At 64.5% G+C, this 20,091-nt stretch carries 17 protein-coding genes and 1 riboswitch; of the genes, 5 read left to right on the forward strand and 12 right to left on the reverse strand.

All coding sequences use genetic code 11. The features are described 5' to 3' along the window. Positions 1-93 precede the first annotated feature (93 nt). Entirely contained in the window at positions 94-1,218 is a 1,125-nt protein-coding gene (locus tag HBH1_RS21525) for an alkene reductase (RefSeq protein ID WP_102664300.1), read from the reverse strand. A gap of 268 nt (positions 1,219-1,486) precedes the next feature. Continuing rightward, positions 1,487-3,007 (reverse strand): leucyl aminopeptidase, encoded by a 1,521-nt coding sequence (locus HBH1_RS21530; protein WP_102664301.1) that lies wholly within the window; start codon positions 3,005-3,007, stop codon positions 1,487-1,489. Between the two features lie 154 nt (positions 3,008-3,161). Between HBH1_RS21530 and lptF the strand changes: the two genes are divergently transcribed. The 3 genes from lptF to HBH1_RS21545 are packed head-to-tail and all read left to right on the forward strand — an operon-like array spanning position 3,162 to position 5,844. Then, the gene (gene lptF, locus HBH1_RS21535; RefSeq protein WP_102664302.1) at positions 3,162-4,292 is read left to right on the forward strand and encodes an LPS export ABC transporter permease LptF; all 1,131 of its coding nucleotides are present in this window, start codon (positions 3,162-3,164) and stop codon (positions 4,290-4,292) included. Between the two features lies 1 nt (position 4,293). Then, the gene (lptG, locus tag HBH1_RS21540; RefSeq protein WP_102664303.1) at positions 4,294-5,424 is read left to right on the forward strand and encodes an LPS export ABC transporter permease LptG; all 1,131 of its coding nucleotides are present in this window, start codon (positions 4,294-4,296) and stop codon (positions 5,422-5,424) included. A 48-nt stretch (positions 5,425-5,472) separates the two neighbouring features. Beyond that, positions 5,473-5,844, forward strand: a complete 372-nt coding sequence (locus HBH1_RS21545) for a sirohydrochlorin chelatase (RefSeq protein ID WP_102664304.1) — start codon at positions 5,473-5,475, stop codon at positions 5,842-5,844. Between the two features lie 93 nt (positions 5,845-5,937). Here the strand turns inward: HBH1_RS21545 and HBH1_RS21550 are convergent, their stop codons facing one another. The 8 genes from HBH1_RS21550 to HBH1_RS21585 form a co-directional block, all read right to left on the reverse strand. Then, the gene (locus tag HBH1_RS21550) at positions 5,938-6,309 is read right to left on the reverse strand and encodes a tRNA-binding protein (protein WP_102664305.1); all 372 of its coding nucleotides are present in this window, start codon (positions 6,307-6,309) and stop codon (positions 5,938-5,940) included. A 7-nt stretch (positions 6,310-6,316) separates the two neighbouring features. Continuing rightward, complete coding sequence (cobA, locus tag HBH1_RS21555; RefSeq protein ID WP_102664306.1) at positions 6,317-7,078, reverse strand: uroporphyrinogen-III C-methyltransferase; 762 nt, start codon at positions 7,076-7,078, stop codon at positions 6,317-6,319. A 38-nt stretch (positions 7,079-7,116) separates the two neighbouring features. Beyond that, a complete protein-coding gene (locus tag HBH1_RS21560; RefSeq protein ID WP_102664307.1) occupies positions 7,117-8,448 on the reverse strand; it encodes a sulfate adenylyltransferase subunit 1 in 1,332 nt (443 codons plus the stop codon). Beyond that, entirely contained in the window at positions 8,448-9,383 is a 936-nt protein-coding gene (gene cysD / locus HBH1_RS21565) for a sulfate adenylyltransferase subunit CysD (RefSeq protein WP_006465662.1), read from the reverse strand. The genes HBH1_RS21560 and cysD overlap by 1 nt, the downstream gene beginning before the upstream one ends. A 71-nt stretch (positions 9,384-9,454) precedes the next feature. Next, complete coding sequence (locus HBH1_RS21570) at positions 9,455-10,186, reverse strand: phosphoadenylyl-sulfate reductase (RefSeq protein ID WP_102664308.1); 732 nt, start codon at positions 10,184-10,186, stop codon at positions 9,455-9,457. A 30-nt stretch (positions 10,187-10,216) separates the two neighbouring features. Continuing rightward, positions 10,217-10,744 carry a DUF934 domain-containing protein gene (locus tag HBH1_RS21575; protein ID WP_102664309.1) on the reverse strand — a complete coding sequence of 176 codons (528 nt, stop codon included), beginning with the start codon at positions 10,742-10,744 and terminating at the stop codon, positions 10,217-10,219. Continuing rightward, complete coding sequence (locus HBH1_RS21580) at positions 10,737-12,434, reverse strand: nitrite/sulfite reductase (protein WP_102664310.1); 1,698 nt, start codon at positions 12,432-12,434, stop codon at positions 10,737-10,739. The genes HBH1_RS21575 and HBH1_RS21580 overlap by 8 nt, the downstream gene beginning before the upstream one ends. A 67-nt stretch (positions 12,435-12,501) precedes the next feature. Continuing rightward, positions 12,502-13,275 carry a sulfite exporter TauE/SafE family protein gene (locus tag HBH1_RS21585; RefSeq protein WP_102664311.1) on the reverse strand — a complete coding sequence of 258 codons (774 nt, stop codon included), beginning with the start codon at positions 13,273-13,275 and terminating at the stop codon, positions 12,502-12,504. 186 nt (positions 13,276-13,461) lie between these two features. Between HBH1_RS21585 and HBH1_RS21590 the strand changes: the two genes are divergently transcribed. Continuing rightward, on the forward strand, positions 13,462-14,403 hold the full coding sequence (locus HBH1_RS21590; RefSeq protein ID WP_006465657.1) for a CysB family HTH-type transcriptional regulator: 942 nt from the start codon (positions 13,462-13,464) through the stop codon (positions 14,401-14,403). Between the two features lie 84 nt (positions 14,404-14,487). Here the strand turns inward: HBH1_RS21590 and HBH1_RS21595 are convergent, their stop codons facing one another. Next, complete coding sequence (locus tag HBH1_RS21595) at positions 14,488-16,389, reverse strand: chemotaxis protein CheA (protein ID WP_102664312.1); 1,902 nt, start codon at positions 16,387-16,389, stop codon at positions 14,488-14,490. After that, a complete protein-coding gene (locus tag HBH1_RS21600) occupies positions 16,389-17,144 on the reverse strand; it encodes a protein phosphatase CheZ (RefSeq protein WP_102664313.1) in 756 nt (251 codons plus the stop codon). Before HBH1_RS21600 ends, HBH1_RS21595 begins: the two co-directional genes overlap by 1 nt. 541 nt (positions 17,145-17,685) lie before the next feature. Continuing rightward, a riboswitch (cobalamin riboswitch) is annotated at positions 17,686-18,005 on the forward strand. Positions 18,006-18,085: 80 nt separating this feature from the next. On the opposite strand from HBH1_RS21600, the gene HBH1_RS21605 reads away from it, so the two are divergent. After that, complete coding sequence (locus HBH1_RS21605) at positions 18,086-20,080, forward strand: TonB-dependent receptor family protein (protein WP_102664314.1); 1,995 nt, start codon at positions 18,086-18,088, stop codon at positions 20,078-20,080. Positions 20,081-20,091: the final 11 nt, after the last annotated feature.

The following is a 20,091-nucleotide window of genomic DNA, read 5'->3' on the forward strand; positions in this document are numbered from 1 at the left end:
CATTGCGGCAGGCCATTGTCGGCGCGTGTTGAGCCTTCTTCAGCCTTTGTCAGCCTTCTTCAGCCTTGATCAGCCTTCGTCGGCGACGAAGCCTCAGGACGCTTGCAAGGTCGGGTAGTCCGTATAGCCTTCGGCGCCGCCACCGTACAGCGTGGCCTGGTTGAAGTCGGCCAGTGCGGCACCGGCCTTGAAGCGTTCCACCAGGTCGGGGTTGGCGATGAAGGGGCGGCCGAAGGCCACCAGGTCGGCCCGGTTGCCCTGGCGTGCCTTGGCGGCCATTTCCAGGTCATAGCCGTTGTTGGCGATGTAGATGCCCTGGAAGAGGTCACGCAGTACCTGCAGGTCGAAGCCGCCGGCCACTTCGCGCGGGCCGCCGGTCGCGCCCTCCACCACGTGCAGGTAGACCAGCTTGTAGCGGTTCAGCTGCTGCACCACGTAGCTGAAGAGGGCCTTGGGATCGCTGTCGGCAATGTCGTTGGCCGGGCTGATCGGGGACAGGCGGATGCCCACGCGTTCGCTGGGCACCACCGAGGTGACGGCGGCCACCACTTCCAGCAGCAGGCGGGCGCGGTTTTCGATGCTGCCGCCATAGGCGTCGGTGCGCTGGTTGGTCTTGTCGCGCAGGAACTGGTCCAGCAGGTAGCCGTTGGCCGCGTGGATTTCCACGCCGTCGAAGCCGGCCTGGATGGCGAGCTGGGCGGCGGTCTTGTATTGCTCGACGAGGGCGGGCAGTTCGGAGAGCTCCAGCGCGCGCGGTTCGACGAAGGGCTTGAAGCCGGTTTCGGTGAAGGCATTGCCTTCGGGCTTGACGGCCGAGGGGGCTACCGGCAGGGCATGGCCTGGTTGCAGGTCGGGGTGGGAGATGCGACCCACGTGCCACAGCTGCAGGAAGATGCGGCCGCCCTTGGCGTGCACGGCATCGGTGATCTTCTTCCAGCCGGCTACCTGGGCCTGGTCGTAGATGCCAGGGGTCCAGGCGTAGCCCTTGCCCTGCGGCGAGATCTGTGTGGCCTCGGCGATGATCAGGCCGGCGCTGGCGCGCTGGGCGTAGTATTCGGCCGCCAGTGGCGTGGGGACATCGCCAGCTTGGGCGCGGCTGCGTGTGAGCGGGGCCATGACGATGCGGTTCTGTAGTTGCACCGCGCCCAGCTGCATGGGCTTGAAGAGGTCACTGCTGGCGTGGACGTTGGCATTGGCACTGGTATTGGCGTTGGTCATGCTGTTCCTTTCTTGTTGGCATTGAAGGGGGCGACAGTGGTCGACCCTGTTACCGACCACGGCGGATCGGCAGCGTTCCGGAAATGGATCAACAGTCTAGACGGGAAGCGCTTTGCTTGCTGGCGGTCGGGCACCTATCTGGATCTTGCTGGGTGGCAATTCGCGATGCGAGGACGAAAAAAAACCACCGCTTGCGCGGTGGCGGGTACTGCGGTTGCTGCGCGGGCTGGGGCCAGCTCCTGCCTTGGCCCTGCCTGAGCGCTGTGCCTCAGCCGCGTGCCGAGCGGGCGCGCGCCTGGCCGAGCAGCCAGGTGGTCAGCAGCGGCACCGGGCGGCCGGTGGCGCCCTTGGCGGCGCCGCTCTTCCAGGCGGTGCCGGCGATGTCCAGGTGCGCCCAGGTGTACTTGCGGGTGAAGCGCTCCAGGAAGCAGGCGGCGGTGACGCTGCCGGCGGGCTGGCCGCCGATGTTGGCGATATCGGCGAAGTTGGACTTCAACTGCTCCTGGTAGACATCCTGGATCGGCATGCGCCAGGCGGTGTCGCCACTGTCGCGGCCGGCGGCCAGCAGGCCGTTGGCCAGCTGGTCGTGGGCCTCGTCTTCACGGGTGAACAGGCCGGTGTTGTGATGGCCCAGGGCGACCACGCAGGCGCCGGTCAGGGTGGCGATGTCGATCACGGCGGCCGGCTTGAAGCGTTCCACGTAGGTCAGGGCGTCGCACAGGATCAGGCGGCCTTCGGCGTCGGTGTTGAGCACTTCGATGGTCTGGCCGGACATCGAGGTGACGATGTCGCCCGGCTTGGTGGCGCGGCCGGAGGGCATGTTTTCGCAGGTCGGGATGACGCCGATGACATTGAGCTTCAGGCCCAGTTCGGCGATGGTGCGGAAGGTGCCCAGCACGGAGGCGGCGCCGCACATGTCGTACTTCATCTCGTCCATGTTCAGGCCCGGCTTGAGCGAGATGCCGCCGGTGTCGAAGGTGATGCCCTTGCCCACCAGCACCACCGGGGCGTCCTTGGACTTGCCGCCCAGGTGCTTCAGCACGATGAACTTGGGCGGCTGGTCGCTGCCGTTGGTGACCGACAGGAAGCTGCCCATCTTGAGGGCTTCCAGCTGCTTGCGGTCCAGCACTTCCACGCCCAGCTTGAATTCCTTGGCCAGCTTCTTGGCGGTATTGGCCAGGTAGGTCGGGGTGCAGACGTTGCCGGGCAGGTTGCCCAGTTCCTTGGTCAGCGCCATGCCGTTGGCCAGGGCCACGGCTTCGCCCAGGGCGGCCTTGGCGGCCACGCCGTCGGCGGCGTTCACCAGCAGGGTGATCTTCCTGACGCCGGTGGGAGCGGGGTCCTTCTTGCTCTTCAGGGTGTCGGAACGATAGATCGCATCGCGGCCGGCCAGCACCACGTTGCGGATGGCCCAGGCCAGGTCGCGGCCCTTGATGCCATCAAAAGGCAGGGCCAGGGCGGCGTCGTCGCAGCCCAGGGTGGCCAGGCAGCGCACCAGGCCGGCGCTGGCAGCGGCAAAGCTCTTGTCGGCGATCTCTTCCTCGGCGCCCAGGCCCAGCAGCACGATGCGTTCGGCGGCGATGCCGGTGACGCCGCGCAGCAGCAGGGTCGAGCCCGGCTTGCCGGAAATGTCGCCCGACTTCAGCGCGGCGCTGATCGCACCCAGCTTGTCCAGCGCCCCGGCTGCCTTGGACAGCTTGCGGTTTTCATAGATGCCAACGACCAGCGCGCCGGTCTTGACGGCGGTCACGGCGGTTTTTGCGTCCAATGTTTTTGTGCTAAAGTCCATCGTTCGTCCTTTGTATGAATTACCTGGCGATTATAGAGCCCATTTCGACGCCACGCGCGCGTGAGTTCGCGCCAGCCCGGCCAGTGCCGGATGCGTCGCAGGGCCAGGCCACCGATTCATTGACCCCGATACCAGAGACAATTCCAGCATTCCCATGATTTTCCAGCGCGCTCTGCGTCGCGAACTGACCAGCACCGCAGGTGGGGTCTTCACGACGCTGTTTACCATCACGCTGACCGTGATGCTGATCAAGATCCTCGGCCAGGCGGCCGGCGGCCAGGTGGCTTCGCAGGACGTGATCGCCCTGATCGGCTTCCAGTCCTTGAATTACATGCCCATCATCCTGATCCTGACCGGCTTCATCTCGGTCTTGCTGGTGATGACGCGCAGCTACCAGGATTCCGAGATCGTGGTCTGGTTCGCCTGCGGCCTGTCGCTGACGCGCTGGATCGCGCCGGTACTGCGCTTCGGCTGGCCCATCGTGGCCCTGGTGGCGGCGCTGTCCTTCGTGGTCACGCCCTGGGCCAATGAACAGAGCAGCGAATACCGCAGCCGCTTCGAGCAGCGCGAGGACATCGCCCGCGTCTCCCCCGGCAAGTTCCAGGAATCGGCCGCGGCCAACCGCATCTTCTTCGTCGAAGGCATTTCCGGCGACGCCTCCAAGGTGCGCAACATCTTCGTCAACACCATCAATGCCGACGGCAAGAACAGCGTGGTGGTGGCCAGGGAAGGCGAGACCGTCATCGATCCCGATGGCGAGAAGTTCGTGGTCATGAACAAGGGCCGCCGCTATGACGGTTCGCCCAGCCTGCCGGATTTCCAGATCGTCGACTTCGAACGCTATGGCCTGCTGATCGGCAACCAGTCGCAGGCAGCTGCCGGTGAGCGTTCGGCGCGGGCGCTGCAGATGGGGGAGCTGGTGGCCAAGAGCGACGGCTATGCGCGCGGCGAACTGCTGTGGCGCATCGCCTTGCCGCTGATGGCACTGGCCCTGATGCTGCTGGCCATTCCGCTGTCCTTCGTGAACCCGCGTGCCGGCCGTTCGCTGGGGCTGCTGGTGGCGTTGCTGCTGTTCGTGGTGTACAGCAATACGGTGAGCGTGTTCCAGGCCTCGGTGGCGCAACAGCGCACCAGTTTCATGATGGCCTGGTGGCCGGTGCACGTGATCGTGGCCGCCCTGATCGTGGGCATGTTCGTGCTGCGACTCAACATCAACCATCCCTATCATCCATCCCGGTTGTGGAGCCGTATGCGCCGCGCCATGACGTTCCAGCGCGAGGCCTGAGATGAGAGTCATCCAACGTTACTTCACCTCCGAGATCACGCGCTCGGTGCTGTTCGCCCTGGCGGCCTTCCTGGCGCTGTTCGCCTTCTTCGAAATGATGGGCCAGCTGGAGCAGGTCGGCCGCAATGGCTACAAGCTGCAGGAGGCGGTGTTCTACGTGCTCATGGGCTTGCCCGGCAACGTCTATGAACTGATGCCCACGGCCGTGCTGATCGGCACCATCTACACCCTGTCGCAACTGGCGGCGCGCTCCGAATTCACCATCATGCGGGTCTCCAGCATGTCCACCGGCATGGCGGCCAAGGTGCTGCTGCGCATCGGTGTCGGTTTCGCCGTGCTGACCATCGTCTTCGGTGAACTGATCGCCCCCAAGGCCAGCGAGTGGGCCGAGAAGCTCAAGCTGCAGGCCCAGGGAGCATCGCTGTCCTCGCAGTTCCGCTCGGGCATGTGGGCCAAGGACGTGATCAAGGACAAGGGCCTGGAAGGCAATGTGACCGGCAGCCGCTTCATCAACATCCAGACCGTGCAGCCGGATGGCCGCATCGAGGGCGTCAAGCTCTACGAGCTCGATACCGACTTCCACATGGCCCGCATGATCACCGCCAAGTCCGGCCTGTACGAGGGCAATCACCAGTGGGTGCTCAATGAGGTGGTGCAATCCGATTTCACCGGCGGCCAGGACCGCAAGATCACCGAGCCGGTCAAGACCGTGAAGACGGCGCAGATGAAGCTGGTCTCGGAGGTGACGCCGGAAATCCTGTCGGTACTGTTCGCCGACCCGGACCGCATGTCGGCCTATGACCTGCTGGCCTACACCAAGCACCTGGAAGCCAACAACCAGCGCACCGACCGCTATGAAATCGCCTTCTGGAAGAAGATCGTCTACCCGCTGTCCATCTTCGTGATGATGGCGCTGGCGCTGCCCTTCGCTTATCTGCATTTCCGCGCCGGTGGCGTGAGCCTGAAGATCTTTACCGGCATCATGATCGGGGTGTGCTTCCAGTTGATCAACAGCCTCTTTTCGCACCTGGGCCTGCTCAATACCTGGCCGGCCTTTGTCACGGCGGCGCTCCCCAGCCTGCTGTTCATGGCGCTGGCGATCGGCGCCCTGTGGTGGGTGGAACGCACCTGAGCTCAGTCGATCTCCGCTGATCCTGTCCCAACCTGAAGCGACGTCCTTATGCAACAAAGCCTGATCCTCTTCGCCCATGGCGCCCGCGACCCGGCCTGGGCCGCACCCTTCGAACGTCTGCGCGCGCTGACCCGCGCCGCCATGCCGGCCGTCGGCGTGGAGCTGGCCTTCCTGGAACTGATGCAGCCCGACCTGCCCAGCGTGGTGGCGCAGCAGGTGGCCGCCGGCAGCCGGCGCATCACGGTGATCCCGGTATTCCTGGGGCAGGGTGGCCATGTAAGGCGCGACCTGCCGCAATTGCTGGAGCAGTTGCGCCAGGCGCATCCGGAGGTGGAAATCCGCACCGTGCCGGCCGTGGGTGAGGATGAGGCCGTGTTGCAGGCGATTGCCGCCTATTGCATCGGGACCTTGCAGAGCTGAGCAGTTCGCGCCCCTGGCAGTACAAAAGAAGATGGCCCGTCCTGAATGAACGGGCCATCTTCTTTTGGGGCAGCTGATTTGGCGGTGGCTGGATCAGAACAGGCGCGCGCCGTTCGGCACTGCCTGGTCGGGCTTGAAGAGGACGACCTCGCCCTGGGCATCGGGGAAGCCCAGCGTCAATACTTCGGACATGAACTTGCCGATCTGGCGCGGCGGGAAATTCACCACCGCTGCCACCTGCCGGCCCACCAACTGGTCCAGCGTGTAATGCATGGTGATCTGGGCGCTGCTCTGGCGCACGCCGATGCCGGGGCCGAAGTCGATCTTCAGCTTGAAGGCCGGCTTGCGGGCTTCGGGGAAGGCCTCGGCCGAGACGATGGTGCCGATGCGGATATCGACCTTCAGGAAAGCATCGAAATCGATGGCGTCGGCGGCGGGGGCGTTGGTGTCGTGCAGGAGGTGCATGGCGTTCTCATTGGCGGTCGGCCAGGGCCGGACCGATCATCACCAGCACCGGGCCGCTACAGGCTTGCAGCCCGGCTTCCAGGCCGGCCAGCTGCAGGTGGTAGATGTGCTGGTCGGGGCGGCTGCAGTTTTCCACCACTACCACCGGGGTATCGGGCGCATGACCCAGCGCCAGCAGGCGCTGCGCGGTGGCCGTGGCTTCACGCCCGCCCATGTATTGCACCAGCGTATCGCCATTGGGCATGCGCACTTCGTCCGGTTCGTCCACGCCCGTGCTGGAGGTGAACAGCGACACGCTGCGTGCGATGCCGCGCCGGGTCAGCGGGCGCTTGGCGGCCGAGGCGGCGGCCAGGGCGGCGGTGATGCCGGGGACGATCTCGTAGGGGATATGGTGTTCTTCCAGGGCCCGCATTTCCTCGTCGGCGCGGCCGAAGAGCATGGGGTCCCCACCCTTGAGACGCACCACGCGGCAGTATTGCTGGGCGGCTTCCACCAGTTTCTGGTTGATGACCGGCTGGGCGGTGGAGCGCTGGCCGCTGCGCTTGCCCACCGACACCTGTACCGCCTGCGGACACAGGGCCAGGATTTCTTCGGTGACCAGGGCGTCGTGCAGCACGATGTCGGCCTGCGCCAGCAGGCGCGCGGCGCGCACCGTCAAGAGGTCAGCCGCGCCGGGGCCGGAGCCGATCAGCCACACCTGGCCCGGATGGTCCGGGCTGGGTGCGGGTGAGTCGGAAGAGGATGGGTTTGCTGCCTGTTCGGTGGCCATGGCCTTGCTACAAGGTACGATTGCGGATCGAAGGAAAATCAGTCGATCCGAATCATACCAGCGGCGACCGTCTGGTGGCTTACTTCGTCGATCAGGATGAAGGCGCCAGTGGCGCGGATATCCTGATAGGCATCGGCGGCGATGGGCTGCTGCACGTTGACGCTGATGCGGGCGATGTCGTTGAGCTTCAGGGTCTCGGCCGGGCGGCGTTCCTGGGTGTTGATGTCCAGCAGCGTATCGACCTTGGCCACCCGTGCCGCCACCTGCTTGGTGGTGTGCTTGAGCCAGTACTTGCGGCGCAGGTCCAGCGGTTCCTCGGAGAGCCAGCAGACGTCGGCGTTGACGGTCTTGAGAATGGTCGAGGGCTGGGCGGCGGCGGCCAGCAGGTCGCCGCGCGAGATGTCCAGGTATTCGTCCAGCAGGATGGTCACCGACTGGCCGGCCGTGGCCGACTCCAGGGAGCCATCCAGGGTCTGGATGTCCTTGACGGTCGCGCTCTGGCCGCTGGGCAGCACCACCAGCTTGTCACCCTTGGCGACCTTGCCGGCTTCGATGCGGCCCATGTAGCCACGGAAATCATTGGCTTCGTGACCGTTGTGGCGCGCCACCAGCTGCACCGGGAAGCGGAAGGCTTCTTCGTGCGCATCTTCGTAGACCGAGAGCGATTCCAGCAGGGTGATCAGGGTCGGGCCCTGGTACCAGGACAGGCGCTCGCTGGCGGTGACCACGTTGTCGCCGGCCAGGGCCGATAGCGGAATGGCATGCACATCCTTCAGGCCCAGTTGCTGGGCGAACTGCTGGTAGGCAGCGACGATGCGGTCGTAGACGGTCTGGTCGTAATCCACCAGGTCCATCTTGTTGACGGCCACGATCACGTGCTGGATCTGCAGCAGGTGGGCGATGGTGGAGTGGCGCTTGGTCTGGGTCAGCAATTCCACGCTGCCATCGTCGCCCAGCTTCACCTTGGACACGTCCACCAGGATGATGACCGCATCCGCCGTGGAGGCGCCGGTGACCATGTTACGGGTGTACTGCTCGTGGCCCGGGGTGTCGGCGATGATGAACTTGCGCTTGGGCGTGGCGAAGTAGCGGTAGGCCACGTCGATGGTGATGCCTTGCTCGCGCTCGGCTTCCAGGCCATCGGTGAGCAGCGACAGGTCCACCGTGTCACCCACGGTGCGCTTGTGCTTGGCGCGCGAGATGGCATCGAGCTGGTCGGCGAAGATGCCCTTGCTGTCGAACAGCAGGCGGCCGATCAGGGTGCTCTTGCCATCGTCCACGGAACCGGCGGTGATGAAGCGCAGCAGGCCACGTTCGTGCGCGGGCGCGGAGGCGTTGGCCAGTTGTTCTTGGGTTGCGGCGGCGTTCATCAGAAATATCCTTCCTTCTTGCGTTTTTCCATCGAGGCTTCCGACGTCTGGTCGTCCATGCGGGTGGCGCCGCGCTCGGTAATCTGGGTCACTGCAGTCTCGGCGATGATGGCTTCCACGGATGCGGCGTCAGAGGAGACCGGGCAGGTGCAGGAGATGTCGCCCACGGTACGGAAGCGCACCACCTGTTTTTCCACGGTCTCGCCTTCGCGGGCCGGGGTCAGGTCGGTCAGCGGTACCAGCAGGCCATTGCGCGGGATCACTTCACGCTCGTGGGCGAAGTAGATCGAGGGCAGGGCCAGCTTCTCGCGGGCGATGTATTGCCACACGTCCAGCTCGGTCCAGTTGGAGATGGGGAAGACGCGCATGTTCTCGCCCGGATGCACGCGGGTGTTATACAGGTCCCACAGCTCGGGGCGCTGCGCCTTGGGGTTCCATTGGCCGAATTCGTCGCGGAAGGAGAAGATGCGTTCCTTGGCGCGCGCCTTTTCCTCGTCGCGGCGCGCGCCGCCGATACAGGCGTCGAACTTGAATTCCTCGATGGTTTCCAGCAGCGTCACCGCCTGGGCCGCATTGCGCGAATCGGTCAGCGGGTTGCGCAGGCGCACGGTGCCGCGCTTGATCGAATCTTCCACCGAACGCACCACCAGGCGCTCGCCCAGTTCAGCGGCGCGGCGGTCGCGAAATTCGATGACTTCCGGGAAGTTATGACCGGTGTCGATGTGGACCAGCGGGAAGGGGAACTTGCCCGGGCGGAAGGCCTTCTCGGCGATGCGCAGCAGCACCACCGAGTCCTTGCCGCCGGAGAACAGCAGCGCCGGGTTGCTGCACTCGGCCGCGACCTCGCGCATGATGTGGATGGCTTCCGATTCCAGCCAGTCGAGGTGACGGTTGCTGGCGTTGTCCAAAAAGAGTTTGTCTACCGCAGTGTTCATGCCGGGCCTTCCGATGCTTTGCTTGTTGTGGCTTTGATTGTTTCTGTTTGTGGCGCTGCTTGAATTCTGGTTCAGCCTGCCGCGTGCGCCTTGATGCGCACCAGCTTGCCATCGACCACGTGCAGGCCGCATTCCTTGGAGTCCGGGTTCTCCCACCACCAGCGGCCGGCGCGGATGTCCTCGCCCGGCTGGATGGCGCGGGTACAGGGCTCGCAGCCGATGGACGGGTAACCCTGGTCGTGCAGCGGGTTGTAGGGCACGTCATTGGCGCGGATGTAGTCCCAGACGTCCTGTTCCGACCAGTCCGCCAGGGGATTGAATTTCTCCATGCCGTGGGCTTCGTCGCGTTCCTGCACGTGCAGTTCGGCACGCGTGACCGATTGTGCGCGGCGCTGTCCGGTCACCCAGGAGGCCTTGCCGGTCAGGGCGCGGTTCAGCGGCTCCATCTTGCGGATGTGGCAGCACTCCTTGCGCAGTTCCACGCTGTCGTAGAAGGCGTTGGCGCCGTTCTTCTGCACATAGGCCTCGACCGCCTCGGGCTGCGGACGGTAGGGCGCGACCTGGTAATCGTAGGTCTCGCGGATGCGGTCCAGCATGCCCACGGTTTCCTTGTGCAGGCGGCCGGTTTCCAGGGTGAAGATGCTGATCTTGTCCTGCAGCTTGCCGCGCAGGATCAGGTCGGTCAGCACCATGTCTTCGGCCGCCAGGCTGGAGGCCAGCGCCGCCGGAGCGTACTCGGCGGCGATGCGTTCCAGCGTGGCCTGGGTCTTGGCGATCAGTTCTTGCAAGCCTGGGTTAGCCATGGGCTGTCCTTCCTTGTCCAATAGGGCCGTTCAGTCGGCGGCTTGCGCCGCTTCGCGCTTGACGCGGCGGAACAACGGGTTCTTCTCGTCCCAGGAGGTCTGGTACTTCTCGGAGAAGTCGGTCAGGCCCTTGACGGCGTCATGGATGTTCTTGTCGGCGCGCACGGCAAAGGCATCGAAGCCCACGCGCTGCATGTAGAACAGCTGGTCGCGCAGCACGTCGCCGATGGCGCGCAGCTCGCCGGCATAGCCCAGGCGGGCGCGCAGGTTGTAGGCGATGGAATAGCCGCGGCCGTCGGCGAACTTGGGGAAGTCCACGGCGACCACCCGGAAATTCTCCAGCTGGCCCTTCAGCTCTTCGGCGCGCTCGTCGCTGGCCAGCCAGACGCCGATCTCGGGGCGCGACTTGAGTGCCTCGCCCTGTGCCTGCCAGACCTTCAGCGGCACGATCACGCGGCCTTCGGGGATGGTCACGCTCTCTGCGCTCTCGCCTTCAGCCAGGCGCAGCACGCTCCAGTCGTCACTGACGACGGTCTTGTTCTTGATGATTTCAGGCATTGGCGTCTTCTCCTGCGACATAGTCGGCCGAACGGATCGGCGTTGCGTATACGAATTCCTTGAACGGGGTCACACCGATGCGGCGCACCGTATCGATGAAGCGTTCTTCCTCATTGCGCTGCTGCACGTAGACCTGCAGCAGGCGGTCGATGACGGTGGGCATCTGGGTGGCCGAGAACGAGGGGCCGATGATCTTGCCGATCGAGGACTCGTTGCCCTGGGCACCGCCCAGCGAGACCTGGTACCACTCGGAACCGTCCTTGTCCACGCCCAGGATACCGATGTTGCCCACGTGATGGTGACCGCAGGCGTTGATGCAGCCGGAGATGTTGAGCTCGATGTCGCCGATGTCGTGCTGGAAATCGATGTTCTCGAACTTCTCGGCGATGGCCTGGGCAATCGGGATCGACTTGGCATTGGCCAGCGAGCAGAAATCGCCACCGGGGCAGCAGATGATGTCGGTCAACAGGCCAATGTTGGGCGTGGCCAGGCCGTGCGACTTGGCGGCTTTCCACAGCGCGTACAGTTCGGACTGCTTGACGTCGGCCAGCACCAGGTTCTGTTCGTGGGTCACGCGCAGTTCACCGAAGCTGTACTGGTCGGCCAGGTCGGCGGCGAAGTTCATCTGGTCGGCGGTGATGTCGCCCGGGGGCACGCCCGGCTTCTTCAGCGACAGCAGCACGGCGGCATAGCCGGGCTTCTTGTGCGCCTTGACGTTGCGCTTGATCCAGTTGGCAAAGCCACGGTCTTCTGCCTTCAGACGTTCATATTCCGCATCCACGGCAGGAAGGTTTTCGTAGGCCGGGTCGGTGAAGAACTTGGCCACGCGCTGCAGTTCTTCCTCGGTCAGGGTGGAGGGGCCGTCCTTGATGTCGGCCCATTCGGCCTCGACCTGGCGCGCAAATTCCTCGGGGCCGATGGCCTTGACCAGGATCTTGATGCGGGCCTTGTACATGTTGTCGCGGCGGCCATGCTGGTTGTAGACGCGCAGGATGGCTTCCAGGTAGGACATGGCGTGCTTCCAGGGCAGGAAGTCGCGGATGACGCTGCCCAGGATGGGGGTACGACCCATGCCGCCGCCGACCAGCACGCGGAAGCCCACTTCGCCGGCCTCGTTCCTGATCACGTGCAGGCCGATGTCATGCACGGCGGTGGCGGCACGGTCTTCGGCCGCGCCGCTGATGGCGATCTTGAACTTGCGCGGCAGGTAGGCGAACTCGGGGTGGAAGGTGCTCCACTCGCGGATCAGTTCGGCGTACGGGCGCGGGTCCACGATCTCGTCGGCGGCCACGCCGGCCAGCTCGTCCGAGGTGGTGTTGCGGATGCAGTTGCCGGAGGTCTGGATGGCGTGCATTTCCACGCTGGCCAGCTGTTCCAGGATTTCCGGGGATTCTTCCAGCTTGATCCAGTTGAACTGGATGTTCTGGCGGGTGGTGAAGTGGCCATAGCCGCGGTCGTACTTGACGGCGATCTCGGCGAACTTGCGCAGTTGGTTGGAGGCCAGCATGCCGTAGGGGATGGCGATGCGCAGCATGTAGGCATGGCGTTGCAGGTATAGGCCATTTTGCAGGCGCAGAATGCGGAATTCGTCTTCGGCCAGCTCATCCGACAGGCGCCGACGCACCTGGTCCCGGTATTGTGCGACTCGCTCTTTGACGATCAGGTGATCGTATTGGTCATAGCGGTACATCTTGTTTTCCCTGTTAACGTCTTGATGGGCGACCCGTGAAGCGAGGTGCGCCCGATTGAAAATCAGCCTACCAAATCAGCTTGACTGCAACGCTCGTCAGCGTAATGGCCAGCAGGCCACGCAAGAATTTCTCCGGCACAGCCCGCGCCGCGAGCGAGCCGATGGTGATGCCCGGTACCGACCCCAGCAGCAGGGTGGCCAGCAATTCCCAGTTGATCGACCCCAGCCACCAGTGACCCAGTGCGGCAATGGCGGTCAGCGGGACGGCATAGGCGATGTCGGTGCCGGCGATCTCGGCCGGCGTCAGGCGAGGATACAGCAAGACCAGCAAGGTCGCGCCCACCGCACCGGCGCCGATGGAGGAAATGGTCACCAGCGTGCCCAGCAGGACGCCGGCGGCAATGGTGGCATTGGCCAGGGTGGCGCCTTGCAGCTGACGTTGCGGATGGGCATTGAGCCAGGCCTGCATGCGCGAACGGAACAGCAGTGCGATCACGGTCAGGAACACCGAGATGGCGATCGAATAACGGATGGTCAGGGCGATGCCGTCGCTGACGGCGCCGAAATGCTTCAGCAGCAGCGTAGTCACCAGCGCGGCCGGCAGGGCGCCATAGGACAGGCGACGTACCACGTCCCAGCGCACCGTCCCCTTGAAACGGTGGGCCAGCGTGCCGGCGGTCTTGGTGGCCGAGGCAAAGGCCAGGTCGGTACCGACCGCCACGGAAGGGTGGATGCCGAACAGCAAGGTCAACAGGGGCGTCATGAGCGAGCCGCCGCCGACCCCGGTCAGGCCGACCAGCAGTCCTACGGCAAATCCGCTTACTACATAAGAAACAGTCATAACACCTCGCCCATTAGTCTGCGAATCGTAATAAACTTATGTTTCAAACCAAACTACATAGTATTTATTTGCTTATATACGCCTTTGGCATATGGAAATGCGGCAAATGAGGCAGGCGGACGTCGCAAATACAAACGCAAACGCACATGCGGACGCCGCGCAAGGTAGAAGCGAAGGAATTTCCACATGAATCTTCATCAGTTCCGTTTCGTACGTGAAGCGGTAAGGCAGAACTTCAACCTCACCGAGGCCGCCAAGGCGCTCTACACCTCGCAGCCAGGTGTCTCCAAGGCCATCATCGAGCTGGAAGAAGAGCTGGGTGTGGATATCTTTACCCGCCACGGCAAGCGCATCCGTGGCCTGACCGAGCCGGGCCGGGCGGTATTGCGCTCGGTGGAGCTGATCATGCAGGAGGTGGATGGCCTGAAACGCATCGGCAAGGAGTTCGCCGCGCATGACAGCGGCAGTTTTACCATCGCCACCACCCACACCCAGGCGCGTTATGCCTTGCCCAAGGTGGTGCAGGCCTTCACCCAGAAGTATCCGAAAGTGCATCTTTCATTGCTGCAGGGCAATCCCAAGCAGATCACCGAGATGGTCCGCAACGACCAGGCCGACATCGCCATTGCCACCGAAGCCCTGGCCTCGGGCGAGGGGCTGGTGTCGCTGCCCTGCTATCAATGGGAGCACGTGGTGGTAGTGCCACCCGAGCACCCGCTGCTGCAGTCCAGGAGCCTGACCCTGGAAGAGATCGCGACCAATCCGCTGATCACCTATGACTCGGCCTTCAGCGGCCGCAGCAAGATCGATCACGCCTTCTCGTTGCGCCAGTTGAAGCCCGACGTGGTGCTGGAAGCCATCGATGCCGACGTCATCAAGACCTATGTGGAACTGGGCATGGGCGTGGGCATCATCGCCGGCATCGCCTTCGATGCCGAGCGCGACCGGGGCCTGCGGGCGATTCCGGCGGGCCACCTGTTCGGTACCAATGTCTCGCGCGTGGCCTTGAAGCAGGGCGCCTACCTGCGCGGCTATGTCTATACCTTCATCGAATTGCTGGCACCGACCCTGAACCGCAAGCTGATCGCCCAGGTGATGGAGGGAGAGAAGGACATGTACGAGCTCTGAGCCCGCCAAGGGGTTGAGGACAAGACAAAACGGCCGGATCGATGACGATCCGGCCGTTTTGCCTTGTCCGTACTGCAGTGCGGCTTATGCCACGGCAGTGCGCTCCATGTCGCGGCAGCCGTCCAGCAGGAAGGACAGGCCCACCACCAGCACCAGTTCGCCCTCGGCCGAGCGGGCCGTACCGGTGATGCCGGCCGTGTGGATCGCGGTCAGCGGCTTGATCACCAGGTCGGCCGTGCCTTCCACCGATTCCACCCCCAGGATGTAGGGATGCGGTACCGCCATGACGATGCCCACGCGCTCATTGCCCGGCTCGTAGCCCAGGACCCCGGCCAGCGAATTGACCGGCAGCGGACGGCCCTGGTCGCGCAGCACCGGCGCACCGCCGACCTCGTCGAAGGTCTCCGGCAGTTCCACCACGCGTTCGACCACCGCCATCGGCAGGGCCAGTGGGGCGCCGGCGCAGCGCACCAGCATGGTCGGGATGATCGACAGTTCGATCGGCAGGCGGATCGAGAACTTGGTCCCCTTGCCGATGGTGGAGTCGATGCGGATGGTGCCGCGATGCTTTTCCACGGCGGTCTTGACCACGTCCATGCCCACGCCGCGTCCGGAGACGCTGGAGGCCACTTCCTTGGTCGAGAAACCGGGCAGGAACACCAGTTGCAGCGCCTCGTCCGAGGTCAGCGCCTGGTGTTCGGTGATCAGGCCCTTGGCCAGCGCCTTGTTGCGCAGCATGTCCGGGTCCATGCCCTTGCCGTCGTCGAACACTTCGATCATGACGCTGCTGCCGGCCTGCCAGGCGTGCAGCGAGATGGTCGCCTTGTTGGACTTGCCGGCGGCGGCGCGGTCCACTTCGATGCCGTGGTCCAGCGAGTTGCGCAGCATGTGCACCAGCGGGTCGTAGAGGCTGTCCACCACCACGCGGTCGACTTCGGTATCGGCACCGGTGATGACCAGGTCCACGTCCTTGCCCAGGTCCTTGGCCAGTTCGCGCACCAGTCGCGGGAATTTCTGGAACAGTCGGCCCACCGGCTGCATGCGGGTGGACAGGGTGGCACGTTGCAGTTCGCTGGAATAACGCGAGGCGCGGCCCAGGGTTTCGGCCAGGGTCGACATCAGCGCGGCGGCCGTGCCTTCGAACTTGAACTGTTGCAGCTTTTCCAGCAGCACGGCGGCCTGGTTGGCGGCTTGCACCGATTCGCCGGCCACTTCCAGCAGGGCGTCGAGCTTGCCGGCATCGATACGGATGCTTTCTTCCTTGGCGCCGCCGCCCGAGTCACTGGCACGACGGTTGTGCTGGGCGGGTGCTGCAGCCTTCGGTTCGCCATCGGCAGCCGGGGTGGCGGCCGGAGCTGCCGCTGCAGCCACAGGGGCTGCTGCCGGCGCGGTGTCGGTCGCAGCCTCAGCCGCAGGTGCGGCCACTGCGGCGCCTGGCACCAGGGCCCGGTACAGCGCGGGCCAGTCCAGCTCGCCATTCTTCATCACGCTGGCGCTGCCATCGACGCTGGCCGCCGGGGCGCTGGCGGCTGCCGCAGCCACCGGCGCGGCCGCAACCGGTGCCGCTGCAGCAGGGGCGGCGGCCGGAGCCGCATCACTCTTGCCTTCGATGGCCTGGGTCAGGATGTCCTTCAGTTCGGCCGGCATCGATGCCAGGCTGTCGGGCGCGGCGCCATTGGACAGTTCGTTCAACTGGTCGGCCACGAAGCCGCTGGCCTGCAGCGCTGCTTCGATCGCCAGCGGCGTCACCGGCGCCTTGCCGGTACGCAGGGCGTCGAACAGGTTTTCGGTCAGGTGGCAGGCCGACACCATGGCCGGCAGGTTCACGAACCCGGCGCCGCCCTTGATGGTGTGGAAGGCGCGGAAGACCGCATTGAGGATTTCAAGGTCATCAGGATGTCGTTCGAGCGTCAGCAGATGCTCTTCCACGTTGGTCGCCAGCTCCAACGCTTCAACGACAAAATCCTTGAGCATTTCGTCATCCATTAGAACCCCAGGCTGTCGAGTAAGTCGTCCACATCGGTCTGGCCCATGGCGGTACCCGGCGAGGCGGGGCCGTTCATCAGGGTAACCGGCTTTTCTGCCTCGATCTGGGCGCGCACTTCAGCCGGCGCATTGTCGCGCAGCAATTGCGCCAGTTCGCGTTCGGCGGTGGCAGTGATGCCCACGATCTTCTTGATCAGCTGGCCGGTGATGTCCTGGAAGTCCTGGGCCATCATGATTTCCAGCATGCGGGCCTTTTCCGCTTCGGTCGATTCGATCACCGAGGTCGAGAACTTCTGCGAGTCGCCCGCCAGTTTCTTGAATTCTTCGATGTTCAGCTGGCCGGCATAGAGCTTGGCCCAGCGGTCGTTGATGTCCTTGGCCTGCTCCTGCAGTCGGTCCTGCGCGGGCATGCCGGAGTCCAGCGCATTGAGCACCTTGTTGGCGGCCTGCTCGGTCAGGGTGGCGATGTGTTCCAGGCGGTTCTGGGCGTCGCCGATCTGCTCGGCCACGTCGGTCAGGGAGCGGTCGTAGCCCAGTTCGCGCATCGAATCATGCAGCAGACGGACGATGCCGCCCAGGCGTTCATACATGGGCTTGTCGCTCTGATCTTCCTGCGCCTGCTGGGCATCGTCGCCCGCGCCGGCTGCCCCACCAGCGGCACCGTCGGCCGCGCCAGCCTCGCCGGCGGTCATGCCCGGTAAGGTCTGTGAGGAAATTTCGTCAAACAATGCTTCCAGATCAACGTCGTCGCTCATGATTACTGATTCTCCCAACAAATGTGGTGCGCTCGGCGGCGCACTGCTATGCAAAGTTGCCCGTAGGCGGATCAAATGCGTCGTTCCGGGAGGCACAGCAACCGTCCCATCCGGGATATCCAATAGATATCGGCAGGCAAGGGCGGAGTCTGAAGGCTCGCAGACCACGACAACGATTCAGGGATGACAGGTGAGGCCAGCGGACCAGACGGTCAGCGGGTCGACGATGCCATGGCGCCGAGTATAGGGCCGGGTACAGCCATCTCATCGGCCAAACAGCGAGTGAAATCCCCCCATTTGTTTCGTTTTTTCGCCCCTTGTGGCAAGCCGGCTCGGGGCGTCTCTCCGAAATAAATTCGTAAAAAATCGAATTTTTTCGATATAAGTTCGAATTCTATCTGGCTTTTTCTTGAAAGCAATACGCATGCCGGGCTTGTGCTGATTTACATCAGGATGGCCCGTGGTCTTGCATTTGGCCGCTTTTTGCCTTGTATTTGGCGGGCGCCGGCCTGTCGCGACTTGTGATGCCCGCCCGGCACGCCTACAATGGCGCCGTTTTGGTGCCCGCCGGCGCGTTCTTGCCGGCAGTTAAACGGGAAACACGCACCAGTTCGGTTCGCAGCATGCGGGCGGGGCTGGTCAAGGTGTGCTGCCCCCGCAACGGTAACCAGGCGCCGGCGATACAGTGACACCGTGACGAGACGTCGCGTGTTGCCGGCAACACCATCCCCCATGCCACTGTGCAGGTTCCGTGTCCGGTTCAATCGGCCAGCGCTGGCCGGCTGACGTACACGGCGCTGCATGGGAAGGCCGATGGTCGTGCCTGCAGCCCGGAGACCGGCCAGAACGGGAGGAAACTGCGCGTGGCGATGCCGGTGCGGCTTCCGTTGATTCCGGCCCGCGGGGAAGCAGGCCGGACCACTTCACCGAGTCTCTTTTCCATGCATAACGTCATTTCCCCGGCCAGCCACGGCGGCCAGCGTCCCCTTTTTGCGCTCAGCCTGGGCAGCACCCTGATCCTGTCGGCCCTGGCGCAGACATCCCTGGCCGCGAGCGGCACCCCGGCCACCGACCCGGCGGCCGCACTCGCGCCGGTGGTGGTGTCGGCCTCGCGTTTTCCCAATGACCCGACCTTCCCGCCGGTGGCGGCCACCGTCATCACTGCCGAGCAGATCCGAGAAGCCGGCATCGACAATGCCAATGAAGCCATCCGCAAGCTGGGTGGGGTGTATGGCCGCCAGAGTCTGGCCGGGCCCAGGGACTTCCCGCTGGACCTGCGCGGTTTCGGCACCAATGGCGACCAGAACATGGTGGTGCTGCTGGATGGCGTGCGCATTTCCGAAAACGAACTGAGCACGCCGCTGCTGTCCTCCATCCCCATCGAAAACATCGAACGCATCGAGATCGTGCGTGGCGGCAGCAGCGTGCTGTATGGCAGCGGCGCCACCGGCGGTACCATCCAGATCATCACGCGCCGGCCGCAGGCCAACAGCGGCCACGGCACCGTGGTGGGCGAGGTCGGCAGCCAGGGGCTGCGCGGCGGACGGGCGCTGGTCTCGCGCGGCTGGGACAACTTCTCCATCGACGCCAGCTATGCCAAGTCGCGCAGCGACAACTGGCGCGACAACGCCCAGTCCAGCCAGGAAAACCTCAGCTCCACCGTGCAGTGGTTCGCCAGCGACTGGCGCTTCGGCCTGCGCGCCACCCTGTCGCGTGCCGACTTCGGCCTGCCCGGCAGCCTGACCCAGGCACAGTACGAGGCCAATGCCCGCCAGACCAGCAAGCCGCTGGATCGCGGCTCCTACGACAACGACAGCGTGACGGCCTTCCTGGAACGCCGCTTCGGCGCCTTCGATGTCGCCGCCGAGCTGGCCCACCGCGAAAAGATTTCCCGCTCCAGCTATGTCAGCAGCGCCTCGAGCGCCCAGGTCAATATCCGTGGCACACAATTTTCGCCGCGCCTGCGTCATGTGATCGACCAGGGGGCGTGGAAGAACGAAGCCATCGCCGGCATCGACCTGAGCGAATGGACGGCCTATAACAACGCCAGCTATGGCAACAGCGACGCCGCCCAGCGCTCCAAGGCGCTCTACCTGCGCGACGAAATCGAATTCGCCCGCAATGCCCGCCTGGCCGCAGGTGTACGGCGCGAAGTGTTCAACCAGCAGAGCGACTCCGGCTTGTACGACCGCAACAGCGCCGTCAATGCCTGGGACCTGCAGGCCAGCTATGCGCCGCTGCCGCTGCTGCGCGCCTTTGCCAAGACCGGCCAGAGCTATCGCCTGGCCACGCCGGACGAAAACGGCTACACCGCGCTGCCCACCGGTGCCGTGCTCAAGCCCCAGGTGTCGCACGACCTGGAGCTGGGGGCCACCCTGGGCAAGACCGGGCAGCAACTGACGCTGCGCTGGTTCCGCCACCGTCTGCGTGACGAGCTCTATTACGATCCCACCGCCAATGGCGGCTTCGGTGCCAACAGCAACCTGGCGCCGACCCGCCATCAGGGCGTGGAAGTGGAGGGGCGGCTGCAACTGACCGAAACCCTGGGCGTGAACGCCACTTACCAGCACATCGACGCCCGCTTCGAGGAGGGGGCCAACAGCGGCAAGCAACTGGCGCTGGTGCCGGCCAATACCTTCACCACCCGGCTCAACTGGAAGTCCGGCCAGCACAGCGCCGATGTCGGTGCGCGCTGGGTGGACCGCCAGCGCATGGGCAACGATTTCGCCAACACCTGCGCCAAGATGCCTTCCTTCACCACCTTCGACGCCCGCTACGCCCTGCGCGTGAGCGCCTGGGAATTTGCCCTGACCGGAACCAACCTGGCCGACCGCAAGTATTACTCCCAGGCCTATGACTGCAGTGGCGGTTCGGTCTCGGGCATCTACCCGGAAGACGGCCGGGCGGTAAAATTCACGGCCCGCTATGACTTCTGATGCGGACTGCA

Origin of the sequence: Herbaspirillum sp. BH-1, from assembly GCF_002870055.1 — a bacterium.
Lineage (GTDB): Bacteria > Pseudomonadota > Gammaproteobacteria > Burkholderiales > Burkholderiaceae_D > Herbaspirillum > Herbaspirillum frisingense.